Below are 16,376 nucleotides of genomic sequence, written 5' to 3' on the forward strand. Positions count from 1 at the left end.
ATGCAGAAAAAAGAAATAAAAGAGCTTCGCACCTGTGTGACCGGGGAGGGTGTTTTTAAAATTGGAATTCACACCCCTTCTTTTTTTGTGGATAATTTCAGAGAGCACGACTACGTTACTTCCCTTGGGAGTTCTCCAGATGGCCGGGTGGTCACCAATCATGTAAATTTTCCCAAAGAGGGTGTCAGTGCGCCCCATGCCGACACTATTTATGAAATTCCCAACGCTTTTCCCTTTAAGGGAACCACTTATATTAATTCCCGGTGGGCCGATGCCACTGCCGAAAACATTGAAAACATAGCGCTTTCCCCCAGACAAGACACCTCCCTGTGGGGTACCCTGGACGGCTGGGGCCGGGAAAACAGGGTGGCAAAAAAAAATATTGAAGCACTTTTCAAGAAGATGCCGGGGACGCTTCAAATTGCCCTTGCAGAATCAAGCACCGATCCCCATGATCTTGTCAGGCTGGCACAAATATCGTGTACCTTTGAATTTGATACCAACGGTATTCCCCTGGGACTTGTGTATGAAAGAAAACAGGGCAAAATGGTTCCTGCCATCAAAAAAAATGAACTTTTTGAGGTGGTGGCCAACAACCCCCATCTGCCGGACCCATACAAGCGGGCCATGGTGCTTTGTCCCGGTGTACAGGGAGACAGTGCCATCACAGCAGAATGGCACCACAAAAAGGATCAAAGTCACGTATTTGAATATTTAAGACAGAATAGTTACATTCCCTGGGGACATTTTGCAGCCAACACCGCCGATGATACCGTGCGGTATTGCATTGCCGATTTGAGTCTTACAGACATGGAAGGCATGCGCCATCTGTGTTACCAGAGGATTTACGTGATGCTGGCCCGGCAGATGGGCATTGATATTCCCCGGACCCGGCAGCGGATATCCCGGGAAGAGCTTGAAAAATTGCGGATAAAGCTCATGGCATCCATTGAATCAATGGACAGCAACAACCCCTTGGGGTTTAACGGCAGTTTGTGGGGATGGAATTTTGGGTTCAGCTGCTCCCAGTCAGGATACCGTCTCCATGCTTCCCACCAGCAGATCCACCAGCAGTATGCCATGATTCCCTGTGAGGTGCCCGGAAAAGACCATGGGCGTTTTCTTTCCTCCTATGCCTGTGGGGATATGGTGGCAGATTTTATCAAGGATTACCGGAACTGCACCCAACGCAGTTTTTTTGAAAATTATCTTGCCGCCATTCGCACCAACGGGAGGGTGGATGGTAATGAAAACGGGCCCCGGCGTCTGGAGGTGTTTGAAGATGAAAATATATTGCTTTTTGTTCCCAAGGCCCAGACATCCCAATGGGAGCTTCAGATGATGCCCCTGCGGCCCTGTGGTAACATTCTGGAGGCAGATGATGCCATGCGAAAATCCCTGGACCGGGGAATTTTTATCGCCCTGAATGTCTTGGAAAAACTGGGTGCCCGCATGGTCACCTGTCTGGAGTATGCCAAGCGTTTTGATGACAGTTCAGCGGATCAGCAGCTGTTGTATGCCTTTTTACCAAGACTCCCCCATTCCCCCGGCGCGTTCAGTGAAGCCCAGCTGCGGTGGATAACAGGACATTATCCCGAAGATTTTGCCTTGGCGTGTCGCAATAAACTTACTCCTTGACACTTTGATGGGCTTATCTTATAGATATATTTATATTTTATAGCGTTTTTGTCACATAAGGATGCATTTTTATCTTCTTTTCTGGTGATTTTTGGGGGGGCGTATGTGGAGGTTTTTTGTATGAAATACTCCGCAAACCAGGGATGTATTTTAAGCTTTGTTGTGGGTAGACCGGGATCAGAATTAAAATCTGCCCATGGCAGTTATGCAAATATGGAAAGGATTTATGGGAACAAATGACATGCCACCGGTGAAGTTAAAGGGAGTGGGGGACGGTTTCTGGATCACAGTGGACCCCCAGGCACCGGAAGAGACAATAGAAGAACAATTAACCCTGCTGTTTCAGCGTCTTCGGCATCTGGCCATCAATGCCAGAATAACCCTGGACATGGGGGGGGCAACGGGATGTGATGAGTTGGTGACCCGCTTGACCGCTTTTTTAAAGGAAACATTCCAAGTTGGAGTGGTAACGCTGCCTCCGGAAAAAAGGTCCATTCCTGTGGAACGTACCCGTCAGCGGGACCTCTCCAGGGGTTGGAAACACCATAGAAGTGATGTGTTGATGTTACGGGGACGGGTACGATCCGGCCAGAAAATTGAATCCAGAAAACACATTGTCATCATGGGTAATGTGAATCCCGGTGCTGAAATTCTGGCCGGTGGTCATGTGATTGTTCTGGGACAGCTCCGGGGCCGGGTGCATGCAGGTATATCAGAGGATGAAACAGCCACGGTTGTTGCCCTTGAGTTTCGTCCAACCCATGTACAGATTGGAGGAGTGGCTGCAGCGGGGCTGGACAGTGCTGGAAATGGAAAGGCTGAAATTGCCGTTGTTGAGAAAGGGCGTATTGTGGTACAAAGCTATCTGGAATCCAATCTCTTTGACGCTCTGCCATGGCCGGAGGTTATGTAGCTGTTTTGTTAAAGTGACTTTTGTTTTTATTATTTGGAAAAGCAATGTCGGGTGGCTGATTTTGTCATCAAACATTTTATATTAATAATACTTAGGGGGATATGAGGTGTAAATTTGGAAGGAAGAATTATTGTTGTTACTTCGGGAAAGGGAGGGGTAGGGAAAACCACGGCCACGGCTTCCATTGGCGCTGCCCTTGCGTTGGAGGGGAAACGGGTGGCCGTCATTGACATGGACATCGGTCTTAGAAACCTGGATGTGGTCCTGGGGCTTGAAAATAGAATTGTATTTAACATTGTAGATGTGGTTAACGGAAAGTGTAAGCTTAGACAGGCCGCCATTCGGGATCGTCGCATTGAAAATTTGTTTTTAATCCCTGCATCCCAGAGTGACAATAAAGATATTCTTACCCCTGCCGGAGTGGAGCGGGTGGGAAGATTGCTTAAAAAAGAATTTGATTATGTGTTGATGGACAGCCCTGCCGGCATTGAGAGGGGGTTTGAAAACTCCATTGCCAGTGCTGATGAAGCCGTTGTGATCTGCACTCCGGATGTATCCTCGGTGAGGGATGCCGATCGTGTCATCGGATTGTTGTATGCCCGTTCCATTACCCCCAAGCTTGTGGTGAACCGCATTGTACCGGAAATGGTGGCCAAGGGGGACATGCTCAGTCATGAAGATGTCATTGATGTGCTTTCTGTGCCTTTGGTGGGGCTGGTTCCCATGGATCAGCAGGTGGTCATCTCCAGCAATGTGGGACTGCCCCTGGTCATGCAGAATGACTCCACAGCCGGTCAGGCTTTTCGTCGCATTGCCCGGCGGTTAAACGGCGAGTCTGATCTTCCCATCCAGGTACCGTCCCACAAAAAGGGAATGTGGGGCATGTTAACCCGTAAATTCGGTAAAAAATAGTGAGGAAAATTCCATGTTAAATGCGTTATTCAAACGATTTACGGGTCAAACCTCCACCAAAGATGCTGCCAAGAAAAGATTAAAGTTTACCTTGGTCTGCGACCAGCTGGAGGTGAATGATTCCACATTAAAGAACCTTCAAGGTGATATTATCCAGGTGATTTCCAGATATTTTGAGATTGATCGGGAAGCACTTCAGCTTGAGGTTCAAAGGGATAAAGAGGTTTCCGCCCTTGTATTTAATACCCCGATTCTCTGTGTTAAAAAAGAGATTGCCACGGCTGTACCCGGTAACAAAGGGGGGAAGAAAAGTTATAAAAAGAAAAAAAAATAATTGCCGGGATGTTGTAATGGACACGGGCAGCTCCTGTTATCATTGGGCTGAGACCTGTCATGATGTGGTGCTCACTGCATTGATTCAGAATTAATTTCTTTGAATAGATGTACCCCCGCTGCCATGCCGATGTTGATAAAGTCAGGTCCAAACTGTTTGCCGGTATCGGTGCGAAAGGTTTGTCCGATCTGGGCCATTTTGTCCAGACCTGTGGGAAATTTGTTCAAAAATTGTCTTGGGGGGACGTTCTTGTAGATCACCATATCCCAAACGGTGTGGGTTAAATTATCAGGACCCCACCGGAACTTATCTGCATCATAAAGGGCATCTGAAATCAAAGATGCAGTGGCAGCTTCCGGAGAGACTATCTGAAAGGCTTCGTGCTGTGCAATGGCGCTGCTGACAGTTTCAATCTCCAGGGATGTGATTCCAAATTCTTTGTTTTTTAAGAACTGCTGGGCAAATTCTGCCCCTTTTTCGGCATGATCCTGTTCTTTTCTTTTGGTATCGTGCAACAAGCCTGCAATTTGTATAAGCTGCATGTTTCGAATGACTTCCCGGGGGAGTTCAGGGGCCTTTTCCGGAGAATTCATTTCCCGTTGTATAATGGCAGCACCATCCACGCAAACCAGTTCCGAATGGAGAATGCCATGGCCAAAGTCATTGTCCAGTAGTGGATAGATTCTGGCTTTTATTTGCTGGATAAGGGCATCTTGCTGTAGCATTTCCCGGGAAATCGATACCTGGCGGGCACAAACATGATGGAAATGGGGAGACGGGAGATTTTTTACGATTTGTCGTGCCCGGTTTCGCCATTTAAGATAAATTTCTGAGAATTTTTCCTTAGGGGATCGGTTAATATTTTTCCTCCCTGTGTGATACTCGATATTTTGGCGTCCTTCAGATCTCTTCAAAAGTACTTTGCACTTTTTAAGGACGAGCACTGAAAAATAGGCAATCACCCCATGAAAGTGTAAAGTAGAAATGAAGGGTGCCGATATTTTTTATTAGAAAATAAAACTTCCGGGCAACCTCGGCAGAGCCGCCCCCCGATGGGGAATAGGAACCGGATAATTGAGCTGTCTACAGTTCCGGTCCGGGCCCATTGCCCATCGGGGACGGCGGTATAATACCATTTTCAATATTCTATTCGTTGTGTCCACCGGGACATGGCAGTTATATTTTAAATGTACCTCTTCAGAATATATGTCAATATAAAAATTGATATTCTTTGTTTTTGCGAATTATTCACCCCACAAAAAAAATAGAAAAGTGGTTCCGGGGGAATCCAGCCAGGGCTTTGAACATAGCGTTTCTGTGAAATCAGGATACAATGAATGATTTCCCCTGGTCCACAAGATCGATACAGGCAAGTGATATGATGGGAATATCAAGGGACGCCAGTTGTTCCCGCCCCCCTTCAAATGCCTTTTCAATGACGCATCCCACCCCGGCAAGCTGTGCACCGCTGTCCGCCACAATGGAAACCAGGGCCTTGAGGGTGGAAGCCGTTGCCAGAAAATCATCAATTATAAGGACCTTATCCCCGGGTCCAAGAAATCTGTCGGAGATGTACAATGTTACTGCCTCTGCCTTGGTGCGACTCCGGGCATGGGCAGAGAACAGGCCGCCGGTCATGAATGCAGGTTTTTTTTTCCTTGCAAACACCATGGGCACATCCATGGCCTGGGCCACCACCAAGGCCGGGGCAATGCCGCTGACCTCGGCGGTGACAATGCGGGTGATGCCGGTGACCCCGGCGTTTTTGAACTTTTCAGCAAAGGCAAGGCCCATGTCTGTGGTTAATCCGGGAAGCAGCTGGTGATTGATAAAGGCATCAGCCTTTATGATGCCCTCTCCCAGGTATTGGGCATTGTTTTCTATTTCTGTCTTAAGTGCCTTCATAAAAATATGGCAAGTTTCCCTGGGTAGGGGGTGGATTGCCAACTCCTTATTCGTTGTGGATGATGGTTACAGCCATGTATGTTTGTATGAAATTCCCCGCAGATCAGGGATGTATTTCAAGCTTTGTTGTGGGCAGAGCCGGGTCAAAATACGGTCTGCCCGCAGCAGTTATTCTTCTATTTTTACCACTTTAATGGCCAGTTCCTGGAGCTGGGCTACACCTGCCTGGGACGGGGCATCGGTGAGCAGACAGGAAGCCTTCTGGGTTTTGGGAAAGGCAATGACGTCCCGGATGGACTCTTCCTGGCACAGCAGCATGGCCAGTCGGTCAAACCCAAAGGCAAGTCCTCCATGGGGTGGTGTACCCGATGCCAGGGCATCCAGGAGAAACCCGAATTTCTCATGGGCCTCTTCCTCGCTGATTCCCAGGGTTTTTAATACCTTTTCCTGGAGTTCCTGGGAATGAATACGAATACTGCCGCCGCCGATTTCCGTTCCATTGAGCACCATGTCATAGGCCCGGGAACGTACATTCAAGGGATCTGTATCCAGTTTGTCCAGATCTTCCTCCAGGGGGGCGGTGAAGGGGTGATGCAGGGCCTGGTATCTTTTTTCCATCTCATCATACTCCAGCAGGGGAAAATGGGTCACCCACACAAAGCGGTAAGTGTTGCTGTCAATGAGGTCAAGACGCCGGGCAAGCTCATTTCGGAGCTGTCCCAATGCTTCGTTGGTGATCTGGGGGGTATCTGCAACAAAGAAAATAAGGTCCCCTGTTTCCATATCAATGCGTTTTGCCAGAACGTCTTTTTCTTCCTGGGTGAAGAATTTCGCAATGGGGGACTGCCAGCCGTCTTCTTTTACCTTGATCCAGGCAAGACCCTTGGCCCGGTAGATGGCGGCAAAATCCGTCAGTGAATCAATTTCCTTGCGGGAGAAATTAATGCAGCCCTTGGCATTAATGGCCTTGACCATGCCTCCGTTTTTAACCACACTGGCAAAGACTTTAAAACCTGTGTCCTTAACAATGTCAGACACATTGCAAAGCTCCATGCCAAATCGGAGATCAGGGCGATCCAGGCCGAATCGCTCCATGGCTTCCGCATAGGTGATGCGGTCAAAGGGGGTATTGACATCAATATCGCGCACTTTTTTAAACACGGTTTTGATCAACCCTTCGGTGATTTCCATGATGTCGTCCTCTCCCACAAAGGACAGTTCCATGTCTATCTGGGTGAACTCCGGCTGGCGGTCTGCCCTTAAATCTTCATCCCGGAAACAACGGACAATCTGGTAATACCGTTCAAATCCACTGATCATGAGCATCTGTTTAAACAGCTGGGGGGATTGGGGCAGGGCATAGAAATTACCCTGGCTCACCCGGCTGGGAACCAGATAATCCCTGGCACCTTCCGGGGTGCTTTTGGTGAGAAAAGGGGTCTCAATGTCCAGAAACCCAAGGTCATTGAGATACTCTCTGATGGCCTGGGACGCGGTGTGTCTTGCCATGATATTTTTCTGGAGCTGGGGACGTCTCAGGTCCAGGTGGCGATGTTTTAACCGGATGCTTTCCGAGGCTTCCACCCGGTCTTCAACGGGAAATACAGGGGTTTCGGCATGGCTGAAAATTTTAAGCTCATCCACCATGATTTCAATGGCACCGGTGTCCATTTTGTCATTGAGCATGTCATCGGGACGAAGCAGAACCTTGCCCCGGACCCCCAGCACATATTCACTGCGGATCACCTGGGCTTTTTCATGGGATGCCGGTGAATGTTCAGGATTAAAAACGATCTGGGTAATTCCTCCGCGGTCCCGGAAGTCTATGAAAATAACCCCACCATGGTCCCGCCGGCGCTGGACCCATCCCATGAGTACAACCTCTTTTCCGGCATCTGTTGCCCTTAATTCACCACAGTTGTGGGTTCTTCTCATTTCTCCAAGTAAATCAGTCACGTTTGTCCTCATTATATATATTAAATATTATTATATGTTCGATATCAGTTTTGTTATCTCAGCCACCGGATCATCCATGGAAATGGTGGTCTGGGTCCGGGTTTCCATGTTTCGCAGCACCAGTGCATCGGTTTTAATCTCTTCATCCCCGACAATGAGCACATTGCGGGCATTGCGTTTATCTGCCCGTTTCATTAAACTTTTCAGGCTTTTTCCACTGTAATCCATCTCAGCTTTTAAGCCGGACAGGTTTAGTTGTGATAACCACAAATGACAATTTTCCATGGCCTTGTCCCCCAATGCCACCAGAAAGAGATCCGGTCCATCCTTGGGTTTTTCCTGTTCCAGCTGTTCCACAATGTGGACCAGTCGGTCAAATCCAATGGCAAATCCAATGGCTGGAATCTGGGGGCCTCCCAGTTCCTGAACCAGGGCATCGTAGCGGCCGCCACCGGCCACGGCGCTCTGGGCCCCCAGTGCAGTGGTCAGGATTTCAAAGGCAGTGCGGGAGTAATAATCCAGCCCCCGGACCAGGGTATTGTCCACAACAAATTCCACATTCTGGGCCTTTAAGGTGGACTGTACGGTGTCAAAGTGGGTGCTGCAGTCCGGGCAGAGATGATTCAGGGTTGTGGGGGCACCCTCCAGGGCCTTGCGGCAGGCCGGAACCTTGCAGTCCAGGGTCCTTAAAGGATTCTTTTCCATGCGGCGGAGGCAGTTGTCACAAAGTACATCTTTTCTGGCAGATAGAAATTCCAGCAGGGCTTTTTGAAAACCGGGTCGACATTCCGGGCAGCCAAGGGAGTTGATATGGGCTTTTAGGCCTGACAATCCCAGACGTTTAAAAAGTTCGTTAAGTATCTGGATGAGCTGGGCGTCAATATAGGGGGATGCAATGCCGAATACCTCGGCATCAATTTGATAAAATTGTCTGTATCGTCCTTTCTGGGGGCGCTCCCGGCGAAACATGGGACCCACGGTGTAGAATTTCCGGACAGGATCTGCTGCATACATCTTGTGCTGGATGTAAGAGCGTACAATGGAGGCGGTGGCTTCGGGTCTCAGGGTGAGTTTATCGCCCTTTCGATCAGGAAATGTGTACATCTCCTTTTCAACAATGTCTGTGGCTTCGCCAATGCTCCTTGCAAAGAGCTCTGTTTTTTCCATGATGGGAATACGGATTTCCTGGAACCCGAAATTCCTGAAAATTTCAGCGGCGATGGTTTCAATTTTTTGCCACATTGGCGTTTCTTCCGGCAATATATCCCTGAATCCTCTGATGGTCTGTATCATTTACCTCTTGCCTGCCTGTCTTTTAAAAGTCTTAAATTGGGAGTGAAAAATGCCTGATCCCGTCCAATGTCTGGGCCTGTCCCCGGGCCTTCAGGCCATAAAGTTAAACCTTATATATATCCGCTGTGGTGCTCAATAGTCAATAATTAAAATTGAGATTTACATTCGGTGCCATGCGATTTTCCTGGCTTTAAAATGGTTGAAGGCTTATAAAATCAATGATACGTTGACCGACACAGGGAATTTTAACCTGACTTGACCGATGGGAAAAAAATATACCACCTTCATATGCTCTTAAAACTCCCTGGTTATTTTAATTTATTTCTTAACTCAATACATTTGAACCTTAAGGGGAATGATATGACATCAAAAATAACCACCACCAGCTTGTTCCAGATGAAAAAAGAAGGGAAAAAAATAACCGCATTAACCGCCTATGACTATCCTTTTGCAAGGATGGTTGATGCCTCGGGCATTGAAATGATTCTGGTGGGGGACTCCCTTGGCATGGTGGTCCAGGGAAAGGAAAACACACTGCCTGTGACCATGGATGAAATGCTTTACCACACCGCCATGGTCACCCGGGCCTGTGAAACAGCCATGGTGGTGGGGGATATGCCTTTTATGTCCTATCAATCTTCCCTGGATCAGGCAGTGGACAATGCCGGTCGGTTTTTAAAAGAAGCCGGGGCCGGGGCTGTGAAGCTTGAGGGCGGGGCAGATGTGTGTGATGTGATCAAGGCTGTGGCATCTGCCGGAATCCCTGTGCAGGCACACATCGGACTGACCCCCCAGAGTGTCCATCAAATGGGTGGATTTAAAGTGCAGCGGGATGAAGATCGACTCATGGCAGATGCCATGGAGGTGCAGTCTGCAGGGGCTTTTTCCGTTGTGCTGGAGGGTATACCCTCCCCCATTGCAGAGAAGATCACAAAGGCTTTAACCATTCCCACCATCGGTATCGGTGCCGGTGCCCATTGTGACGGTCAAATCCTTGTGCTCCATGACATGCTGGGTATCAATGACAGGCATCTTCCCAAATTTGTCAAAAAATTTGCCGATGTCCATGCCGTGGCTGCAAAGGGACTGGAAGATTATCTCAATGCGGTGCGTAAGGGGGAATTCCCCACTTCTGAGTTCGAATATAAATAATTGTCTCAACTTTCGGTGTTCGCATTTCGTGGTGGGGTCAGGCTTTCGTTATTGACATTATCGAGGCTTTTTTCGTTGGCAAAGGCCTTGGTCGATAACATTAATAACAAAAGCCTGACTCCGTCGGCACATGATCCCGTCGGCACACTGACCCCGTCGGCACACTGAGCCATCGGTACATTTAAAAATACCGGCTTTGAAATGAAGCCCGAAAGTTGAGTAACTGTCACGGCAGAAAATATTGAAAGCAACGTTTAATCAGGAGGAACATAGAACATGACAAAAAAAGAGACCTTTACAGCGCTTGTGGTGGAAAGAGAAGATAAAAACCTGGTGGCGGAGCTGAAACAGCTTAAGATTGAGGACTTGCCTGATGAAGATGTGCTGATCAAAGTGGATTATTCCACCTTGAATTATAAAGAAGGGCTTGGATTTGCCAATCGCAATAAGATATTTCGTATTTTTCCCATGGTACCCGGGGTGGATCTTGCCGGTACGGTGGTGGAATCAAAATCTGAAGATTTCAAGCCCGGGGATCAGGTTATTTTAAACGGCTGGAGCGTGGGGGAAAGGTATTGGGGCGGCTATGCCCAGATGGCCAGGATTAAGTCTGATTTTTTGATTCCCCTGCCCAAGGGTATGGATACAAAAAAAGCCATGGCCCTTGGTACCGCCGGCTACACTGCCATGCTCCAGGTTATGGCCCTTGAAGAGGCCGGTATAACAAATGACAAAGGTCCCATTATTGTGACCGGTGCTTCCGGGGGGGTTGGCAGCAATGCTGTGGCCATCCTTGCCGGGCTTGGCTATGAGGTGACAGCCCTTACCCGGTCCAGGGAAGCTTCCATACACGATTATTTAAAAAAGATCGGAGCCCGGGATATTGCCTGCGGTGATGAATGGACCCAAAAGCCTGCCCCCCTTGAATCCCAGAAATGGGCAGGGGCCGTTGATACGGTGGGCAGTGTGGTGCTTTCCCGGTTATTGTCTGAAATGAAATATGGTGGATGTGTGGCGGCCTGTGGACTGGCAGGCGGATTTGAACTCAATGCCACGGTGATGCCTTTTATCTTGAGGGGGGTGAGTTTAAAAGGAGTGGATTCGGTGTCCTGCCCCACCCCACAACGCATTGCCGCCTGGGATCGGCTGGTCACTGATATTTCCCATGAGGCTTTGGATCATATCAATAAAATCATCCCCCTTAAAGAGGTGCCCCGGTATGCCGGTGAAATTCTACAGGGCAATATCACAGGCCATATCGTGGTGGATGTTAATGCATGACCAGTGAATAAGCCCCCAAATGCAAAAGGAGCAACGGGACAAATCAAAATCAGACATGTCCACGACAAAACTTTAAAATTTTTCGGTTTTGCGAAGATTTTTTATAAAAACTATTTTCAGGGAGGAGGCAGGCTTTTTAAGGACTTAGATATCCGGGAAAGTTTTTGCCGTTATTTTATATGAAACCAGATATTACCATCATCGGTTGCGGTCGGGTGGGCACGGCCTTGGCCGTATTTCTTTCCCGGGCAGGATATCCTGTCACAGGCTTTTTCAGCAGACATCTTGAATCGGCTGAAAAAGCGGCAAAAGCAGCAGGCACAGGCAAGGTGTATGACACCCTGCAAGGGGCCGTGACAGTGGCAGACATTGTATTTATCACCACACCGGATCAGCTCATTGAAGGGGTTTGTGAAGAACTTGCTGCCATTGAAGGGCTGCTGGACAAGCGCATGGTCATGCATTGCAGCGGGGCCCTTTCTTCTGAAATTTTATCTGCTGCCCGGGCCTGCGGGGCAGATGTGGGATCAATCCATCCCCTCCAGAGCTTTGCCCCCTATGTGCCTGGACAGGCATCTCCTTTTCAGGGCATTCACATTTCCGTTGAGGGCTCTGACCGGGCAGTGACGGCGGGAAAAGAGATGGCAGTGAACCTTGGAGGGGCCTGCTTTACCCTTCCCACCCATGCCAAAACCCTGTACCACGCATCCGCAGTGGTGGCGTCCAATTATCTGGTGACTCTGGAGCATTTTGCCCTGGATTTGCTTAAAGCTGCCAATCTATCGGAAAAAGAAGCCTATCCCATACTGGAGCCTTTGATCACAGGTACCTTGAATAATATTAAAAACCGGGGCACCCAAGGGGCCTTGACCGGTCCGGTGGCCCGGGGGGATGCGGCTGTGGTGGCGGATCATCTGGGGGATCTTGAAAAGAAAATGCCGGAGTATGTGGCACTTTATAAGATGATGGGTAAATACACCCTAAAGCTGGCCCAAAAAGGGGGAACACTGGACAAAGAGGCCATCCAGAGTCTGTCAAAACTTTTTGCCCAGTAGACTGCCATGGGTGGACCTTGTCCGGGCCTTGGGCCGTCCATAACAGATATTAAAAATTTTTTCGGGTTTATTTTAAATGCAGGGGGCAGAGTCTATTTTTTTCAACATAGAACAAGATAGATTTTGCCCCTGCGTTTTTTTTATAAGAAACTCCGTCCAAAGCCTCGTAATGATTGGAGTTTCAAATTTCGTTGTGGGCAGGCCAAATTCTAATAAGATCTGCCCGTGGCAGTTATATGAAAAGGCAGCCTCCAAGGCAACCTCAGCAGAGCCGCCCCCCGACGGGCAATAGGAACCGGATAATTGAGCTGTCTACAGTTCCGGTCCGGGCCCATTGCCCATCGGGGGGCGGCGGTATAATACCGGTTGGCTCCGCGTCTACGACCCTATATTCGTTGTGTCCGGCAGGACAATGGGGTTAAATTTTTATCAACTTAAGGGATTTACCTTCCTGTTCAAGGGCGTTGTTGGCAGCCTCCAGGCTTTCCCGGCTGGAGATGACGGCGGTGCCTTTATTTTTATCATCTGCCTTGAAATATTTCCGGGCCACCTCAGCCACCTTTTGCCGATTCACAGCCAACAGCGCTTTTTTAAATTGTTGTCTGATTTCATCGGTAAGGCCCACTTTCTCCCGGTAAAAAGCCTTTATGGATGCCGGCCCCGGTGTTTCAGGTTTATCAATTTCCGAGCACACCTGCAAAATAGCCTCTTTGACATCCTCATCTGTCACCACATCACCGGCGATGAATTCACAGGCATTGGTGTACACATCCAGGGTTCTTTCAATGTTGGGATCCCGGTAGGACCCAAAGGAGAAGGTGCCTTCTTCGGGACTGTAAACGGCAAAACCGCCATAGGCGCCTCCCTTTTCCCTGATTTCCCGGTGAAGATACATGGAGCGCAGAAGTTTGGCAATGACACTTAGACAGGGGGCATCTTCATGGCCCATGCGTACAGTGGTAAAGGCCTGGGCCACAAAGGACACCGAGGTGCTGGTGCTCCACCCTTCCCGGGGAAATTCATTTTTTACAGGAATACTCAATGGAGCACCCGGGGCGGTATCCCCTTGGGGCACAAGGCTGAGCAGCCGGGCAATGTTTTTATCCCCCTGTTTCAGACCTTCTTTATCCCCCACAATGGCAGGAGAAAGGTTCTCCCGTTTGAAAAGGCATTTAACCATGGTGTCAAGGTCATGGGCAAGTTGTTCCAGGTGGGTCTGTCCCTCTTTTGCATCTCCTATTTTTTCGGTGAGGCCTTTGATGAACTGGAATTGGGAGATTCCATGCCACATCTCTCCCAGGGTGGCTGCCGGGCTGAAGTTCCGACCCGCCAGGGACATGGCATATCGATGACCATTGCCCACAATGGAGGATTCAAGTCCGGCTCTGTATTGAAATAAAAGACTTTTCAGTCGGGTGAGATCTTTAAAACTTGCGCTGGATACAAGCTCTGCAATGATGTCAAACATTTTGTCAATGTTATGGTTCAGTGCTTTGCCATGGAGGGACATAAAGGTGATGAGCTTTTTGTCATGATTAAACCCGCTGCCGGAAAAGGCGGAAAGACCGATTCCCCCGGTGTAAAGATCCATGAGGGCTGCAAGATCGGCATAATCGCGTTTTTCTGTACCTGTGCCGGTAAAGGCCATGCAGAAAAAGGGCACCAGGGGAATCAGGGCGTCAGGCAGATCCGTGGGCACCATGGGACAGGTAAAATAGAGAATGTCCGATGTGGCCTTGTTGTAGCAGGTGGCAGACGTGGTGGTGCTGATGCTGTCAGGACGGATGATTTCCGTGTCCGGGGGGATATCTTCCAGGGCCAGGGTGGGCAGTACAGAAAGATCCTCCTCGCTCTCCTGGAGTTTTTTGAGCATGGCTGCATCGGAGTTGATTTTATCCAGCTCTTCCGGAGTCAGGCGGGCCTGTATCTGGGCAAGCTCTTTTTTCACTCTTTTGGCTTCGGCAGCTTCCATTTCCGTGTCCGGGGCCAGGGTAAAGAGTACCCTGTGGGGATTATCAAGAAAATATTCCCTTATTTTACCCTCCAGAAATCCCTTTTGTTTAACGTCTTCTTTTAACCGGGTGAGATCCTCATTGAGGTTCAGGCAGGACACAGGATTACCGTCATGTATCCATGGACCTGCAAAGGCCATAACAAGTTTGATGCCAAAGGGGTAGGGGGTGTTGGTCATCTCTTTTTTATTGAACTCTATCTGGTGGATGGCCGAGGCCACGGATCTTGGATCAATACCCTTTTCAACGATCCCTTCCAATGTTTCCAGCACAAGGGTTTCCACTTTTTTAACAGCGGACTTTTCAATTTCCTTGAGTCCGCAGGCAAACATGGTGTCCCTCAGGTCCAGATCAAATCCGCTGGCGTCACTCAGGGCGGTTCCAAGGCCGGAATCAATGAGTTTCTGTCTTAACGGGGATGAGGCATTGCCCAGCAATATCTCTTCCAGAACAGAGGCAATGAGAACTTCATAAGAGTCCTGGATGTCTTTGGTGAGCCATCCCACACAGGCCTGATATTTTTTATCCGGTGCTTCGTCCACGGACAGGGGGTATCGGGCCGTGAATTCCCTTGGTTTGTCCCACCGGGGCTGGGGGGATACGGCAGAGTTGGGATCAATGCGGGAGAAACGGTTGAGCACCTTGTCCTGGATAAATTTAAGATGTGCCTCCAAAGGAAGGTTTCCATAGGTGTAAAAATAGGCATTGGAGGGGTGATAATACCTTGCATGGAAGGCTTTGAGTTGCTCATGGGTCAAGGTGGGAATCACCGAGGGTTCTCCTCCGGAGTTAAAACCATAAGTGGTATCAGGGTAAAGGGCCTGCATCAATGCCCGGCCCATGACCTGACCCGGAGAGGACATGGCGCCCTTCATCTCATTGTACACCACCCCTTTGTACTCCAGGGTGGTTTCTTTATTTTCAGATGTCACGGTTTCCAGGCGATGGCCTTCCTGCTTGAAGCTCAGCTCATCAATGTGGGGGAAAAAGGCAGCATCTAAGTACACTGACATGAGATTATAGTAATCTTTTCGGTTCTGGGTGGAAAAGGGATACATGGTCCAGTCCGATGCGGTAAAGGCATTCATAAAAGTGGACAGGCCCCTTTTTAGCATGGAAAAAAAGGGATCTCTGACATTGAACTGTTCTGATCCGCATAAAACCGTATGTTCAAGGATATGGGCAACACCGGTGGAGTCGGTGGGCACCGTTCTAAAGGCCACCCCAAAGGTGTTTTCTTTATCTTTGTTGCTGATGTGGATATGCCTGGCACCTGTGGGTGTATGTTCCAGCAGGTAGAAAACGCCGTCAATATCCTCCAGGGATTCCATTTGAACAATGGTGTAGTTAAGCAGGGAGTCTCCTGTTTTCATTTCTGGATTGTTGTCATCCCGGGGGATGTTTGTGTTCTCTGTGGTGTTATGCTTTTTTGTAGATGCCACGTTTTATCCTTTTTATTTTGTCTGTCCTGTCCAGGCGAAAGATAATATTTCGTAATTTTTTGTCATTGAACCCGGTCTTTTCTTTGATGCTTTTAAAATCGGTGCCATGGGGGTGCGCAGCTATGATTTCCAGCACAACCGTGGAAGCGATTCTACTTCTGGGGGGCGGTTCATGGACCGTCCCATGGGAGGTAAAACCATGTCCAGATTGTTTTTGATAAAGGAGTTTCTCCACTCTGTCAAGTTTTGCATTAAGGTGGTTTATTTCTTTGCGTGTGGGGATATCAAGGCGTTTCATAAGGGATTGGAAAATGTTTTCCCAGACAAATACCGGGGAAGTCTGTTTTTGTGCCATGGTCTCCTCCAGATGGGTTGTGGATCTGGAAAATGGAACAGGTGGGCAAAACCCTTTGGTTGAAAATCTGCCAGGGACATGCTAAGTTCCTTTTCCTTATATTGATTCAGTTGGTTTAACCTGATATG

The 16,376-nt window shown here is 48.8% G+C and carries 13 protein-coding genes; 7 read left to right on the plus strand and 6 right to left on the minus strand.

Going from position 1 to position 16,376, the window contains the following annotated elements; genetic code table 11:
* The 4 genes from B9A32_RS05515 (at position 1) to minE (ending at position 3,797) form a co-directional block, all read left to right on the plus strand.
* Positions 1 to 1,638 carry a hypothetical protein gene (locus tag B9A32_RS05515; protein ID WP_084067380.1) on the plus strand — a complete coding sequence of 546 codons (1,638 nt, stop codon included), beginning with the start codon at positions 1 to 3 and terminating at the stop codon, positions 1,636 to 1,638.
* Positions 1,639 to 1,864: 226 nt separating this feature from the next.
* Complete coding sequence (locus tag B9A32_RS05525; protein WP_084067382.1) at positions 1,865 to 2,551, plus strand: septum site-determining protein MinC; 687 nt, start codon at positions 1,865 to 1,867, stop codon at positions 2,549 to 2,551.
* 114 nt (positions 2,552 to 2,665) lie between these two features.
* On the plus strand, positions 2,666 to 3,463 hold the full coding sequence (minD, locus tag B9A32_RS05530) for a septum site-determining protein MinD (protein WP_084067383.1): 798 nt from the start codon (positions 2,666 to 2,668) through the stop codon (positions 3,461 to 3,463).
* Positions 3,464 to 3,476: 13 nt separating this feature from the next.
* Positions 3,477 to 3,797, plus strand: coding sequence for a cell division topological specificity factor MinE (gene minE, locus B9A32_RS05535; RefSeq protein WP_084067384.1), 321 nt, complete (start codon positions 3,477 to 3,479; stop codon positions 3,795 to 3,797).
* Between the two features lie 71 nt (positions 3,798 to 3,868).
* Here minE and B9A32_RS05540 read toward each other — a convergent pair whose 3' ends face one another.
* The 4 genes from B9A32_RS05540 to hisS form a co-directional block, all read right to left on the minus strand.
* Entirely contained in the window at positions 3,869 to 4,711 is an 843-nt protein-coding gene (locus tag B9A32_RS05540; RefSeq protein ID WP_212637772.1) for an HD domain-containing protein, read from the minus strand.
* Between the two features lie 409 nt (positions 4,712 to 5,120).
* Entirely contained in the window at positions 5,121 to 5,702 is a 582-nt protein-coding gene (gene xpt / locus B9A32_RS05545) for a xanthine phosphoribosyltransferase (RefSeq protein ID WP_084067386.1), read from the minus strand.
* A gap of 168 nt (positions 5,703 to 5,870) precedes the next feature.
* Positions 5,871 to 7,658 carry an aspartate--tRNA ligase gene (aspS, locus tag B9A32_RS05550; RefSeq protein WP_084067387.1) on the minus strand — a complete coding sequence of 596 codons (1,788 nt, stop codon included), beginning with the start codon at positions 7,656 to 7,658 and terminating at the stop codon, positions 5,871 to 5,873.
* A gap of 30 nt (positions 7,659 to 7,688) precedes the next feature.
* Positions 7,689 to 8,951 (minus strand): histidine--tRNA ligase, encoded by a 1,263-nt coding sequence (gene hisS / locus B9A32_RS05555; protein ID WP_084067388.1) that lies wholly within the window; start codon positions 8,949 to 8,951, stop codon positions 7,689 to 7,691.
* A gap of 360 nt (positions 8,952 to 9,311) precedes the next feature.
* On the opposite strand from hisS, the gene panB reads away from it, so the two are divergent.
* The 3 genes from panB (at position 9,312) to B9A32_RS05570 (ending at position 12,439) form a co-directional block, all read left to right on the plus strand.
* Positions 9,312 to 10,103, plus strand: a complete 792-nt coding sequence (gene panB / locus B9A32_RS05560; RefSeq protein ID WP_084067389.1) for a 3-methyl-2-oxobutanoate hydroxymethyltransferase — start codon at positions 9,312 to 9,314, stop codon at positions 10,101 to 10,103.
* Between the two features lie 276 nt (positions 10,104 to 10,379).
* Entirely contained in the window at positions 10,380 to 11,384 is a 1,005-nt protein-coding gene (locus tag B9A32_RS05565; RefSeq protein ID WP_084067390.1) for an MDR family oxidoreductase, read from the plus strand.
* A gap of 179 nt (positions 11,385 to 11,563) precedes the next feature.
* Positions 11,564 to 12,439 (plus strand): Rossmann-like and DUF2520 domain-containing protein, encoded by an 876-nt coding sequence (locus B9A32_RS05570; protein WP_084067449.1) that lies wholly within the window; start codon positions 11,564 to 11,566, stop codon positions 12,437 to 12,439.
* Positions 12,440 to 12,857: 418 nt separating this feature from the next.
* Here B9A32_RS05570 and B9A32_RS05575 read toward each other — a convergent pair whose 3' ends face one another.
* A complete protein-coding gene (locus tag B9A32_RS05575) occupies positions 12,858 to 15,893 on the minus strand; it encodes an insulinase family protein (RefSeq protein WP_332308493.1) in 3,036 nt (1,011 codons plus the stop codon).
* A complete protein-coding gene (locus tag B9A32_RS05580) occupies positions 15,871 to 16,248 on the minus strand; it encodes a hypothetical protein (protein WP_084067391.1) in 378 nt (125 codons plus the stop codon). Before B9A32_RS05580 ends, B9A32_RS05575 begins: the two co-directional genes overlap by 23 nt.
* Between the last annotated feature and the right edge of the window lie 128 nt (positions 16,249 to 16,376).

Source organism: Desulfocicer vacuolatum DSM 3385 (assembly GCF_900176365.1).
In the GTDB taxonomy this organism is placed as follows: Bacteria; Desulfobacterota; Desulfobacteria; order Desulfobacterales; family Desulfobacteraceae; genus Desulfocicer; species Desulfocicer vacuolatum.

Excerpts from the sequence above, each read along its gene's own strand:
- xpt (WP_084067386.1), bottom strand. The coding sequence starts at position 5,702 with ATGAAGGCACTTAAGACAGAAATAGAAAACAATGCCCAATACCTGGGA.
- panB (WP_084067389.1), top strand. The coding sequence starts at position 9,312 with ATGACATCAAAAATAACCACCACCAGCTTGTTCCAGATGAAAAAAGAA.
- B9A32_RS05570 (WP_084067449.1), top strand. The coding sequence starts at position 11,564 with ATGAAACCAGATATTACCATCATCGGTTGCGGTCGGGTGGGCACGGCC.
- B9A32_RS05580 (WP_084067391.1), bottom strand. The coding sequence starts at position 16,248 with ATGGCACAAAAACAGACTTCCCCGGTATTTGTCTGGGAAAACATTTTC.
- hisS (WP_084067388.1), bottom strand. The coding sequence starts at position 8,951 with ATGATACAGACCATCAGAGGATTCAGGGATATATTGCCGGAAGAAACG.
- B9A32_RS05565 (WP_084067390.1), top strand. The coding sequence starts at position 10,380 with ATGACAAAAAAAGAGACCTTTACAGCGCTTGTGGTGGAAAGAGAAGAT.
- B9A32_RS05515 (WP_084067380.1), top strand. The coding sequence starts at position 1 with ATGCAGAAAAAAGAAATAAAAGAGCTTCGCACCTGTGTGACCGGGGAG.
- B9A32_RS05525 (WP_084067382.1), top strand. The coding sequence starts at position 1,865 with ATGGGAACAAATGACATGCCACCGGTGAAGTTAAAGGGAGTGGGGGAC.
- minE (WP_084067384.1), top strand. The coding sequence starts at position 3,477 with ATGTTAAATGCGTTATTCAAACGATTTACGGGTCAAACCTCCACCAAA.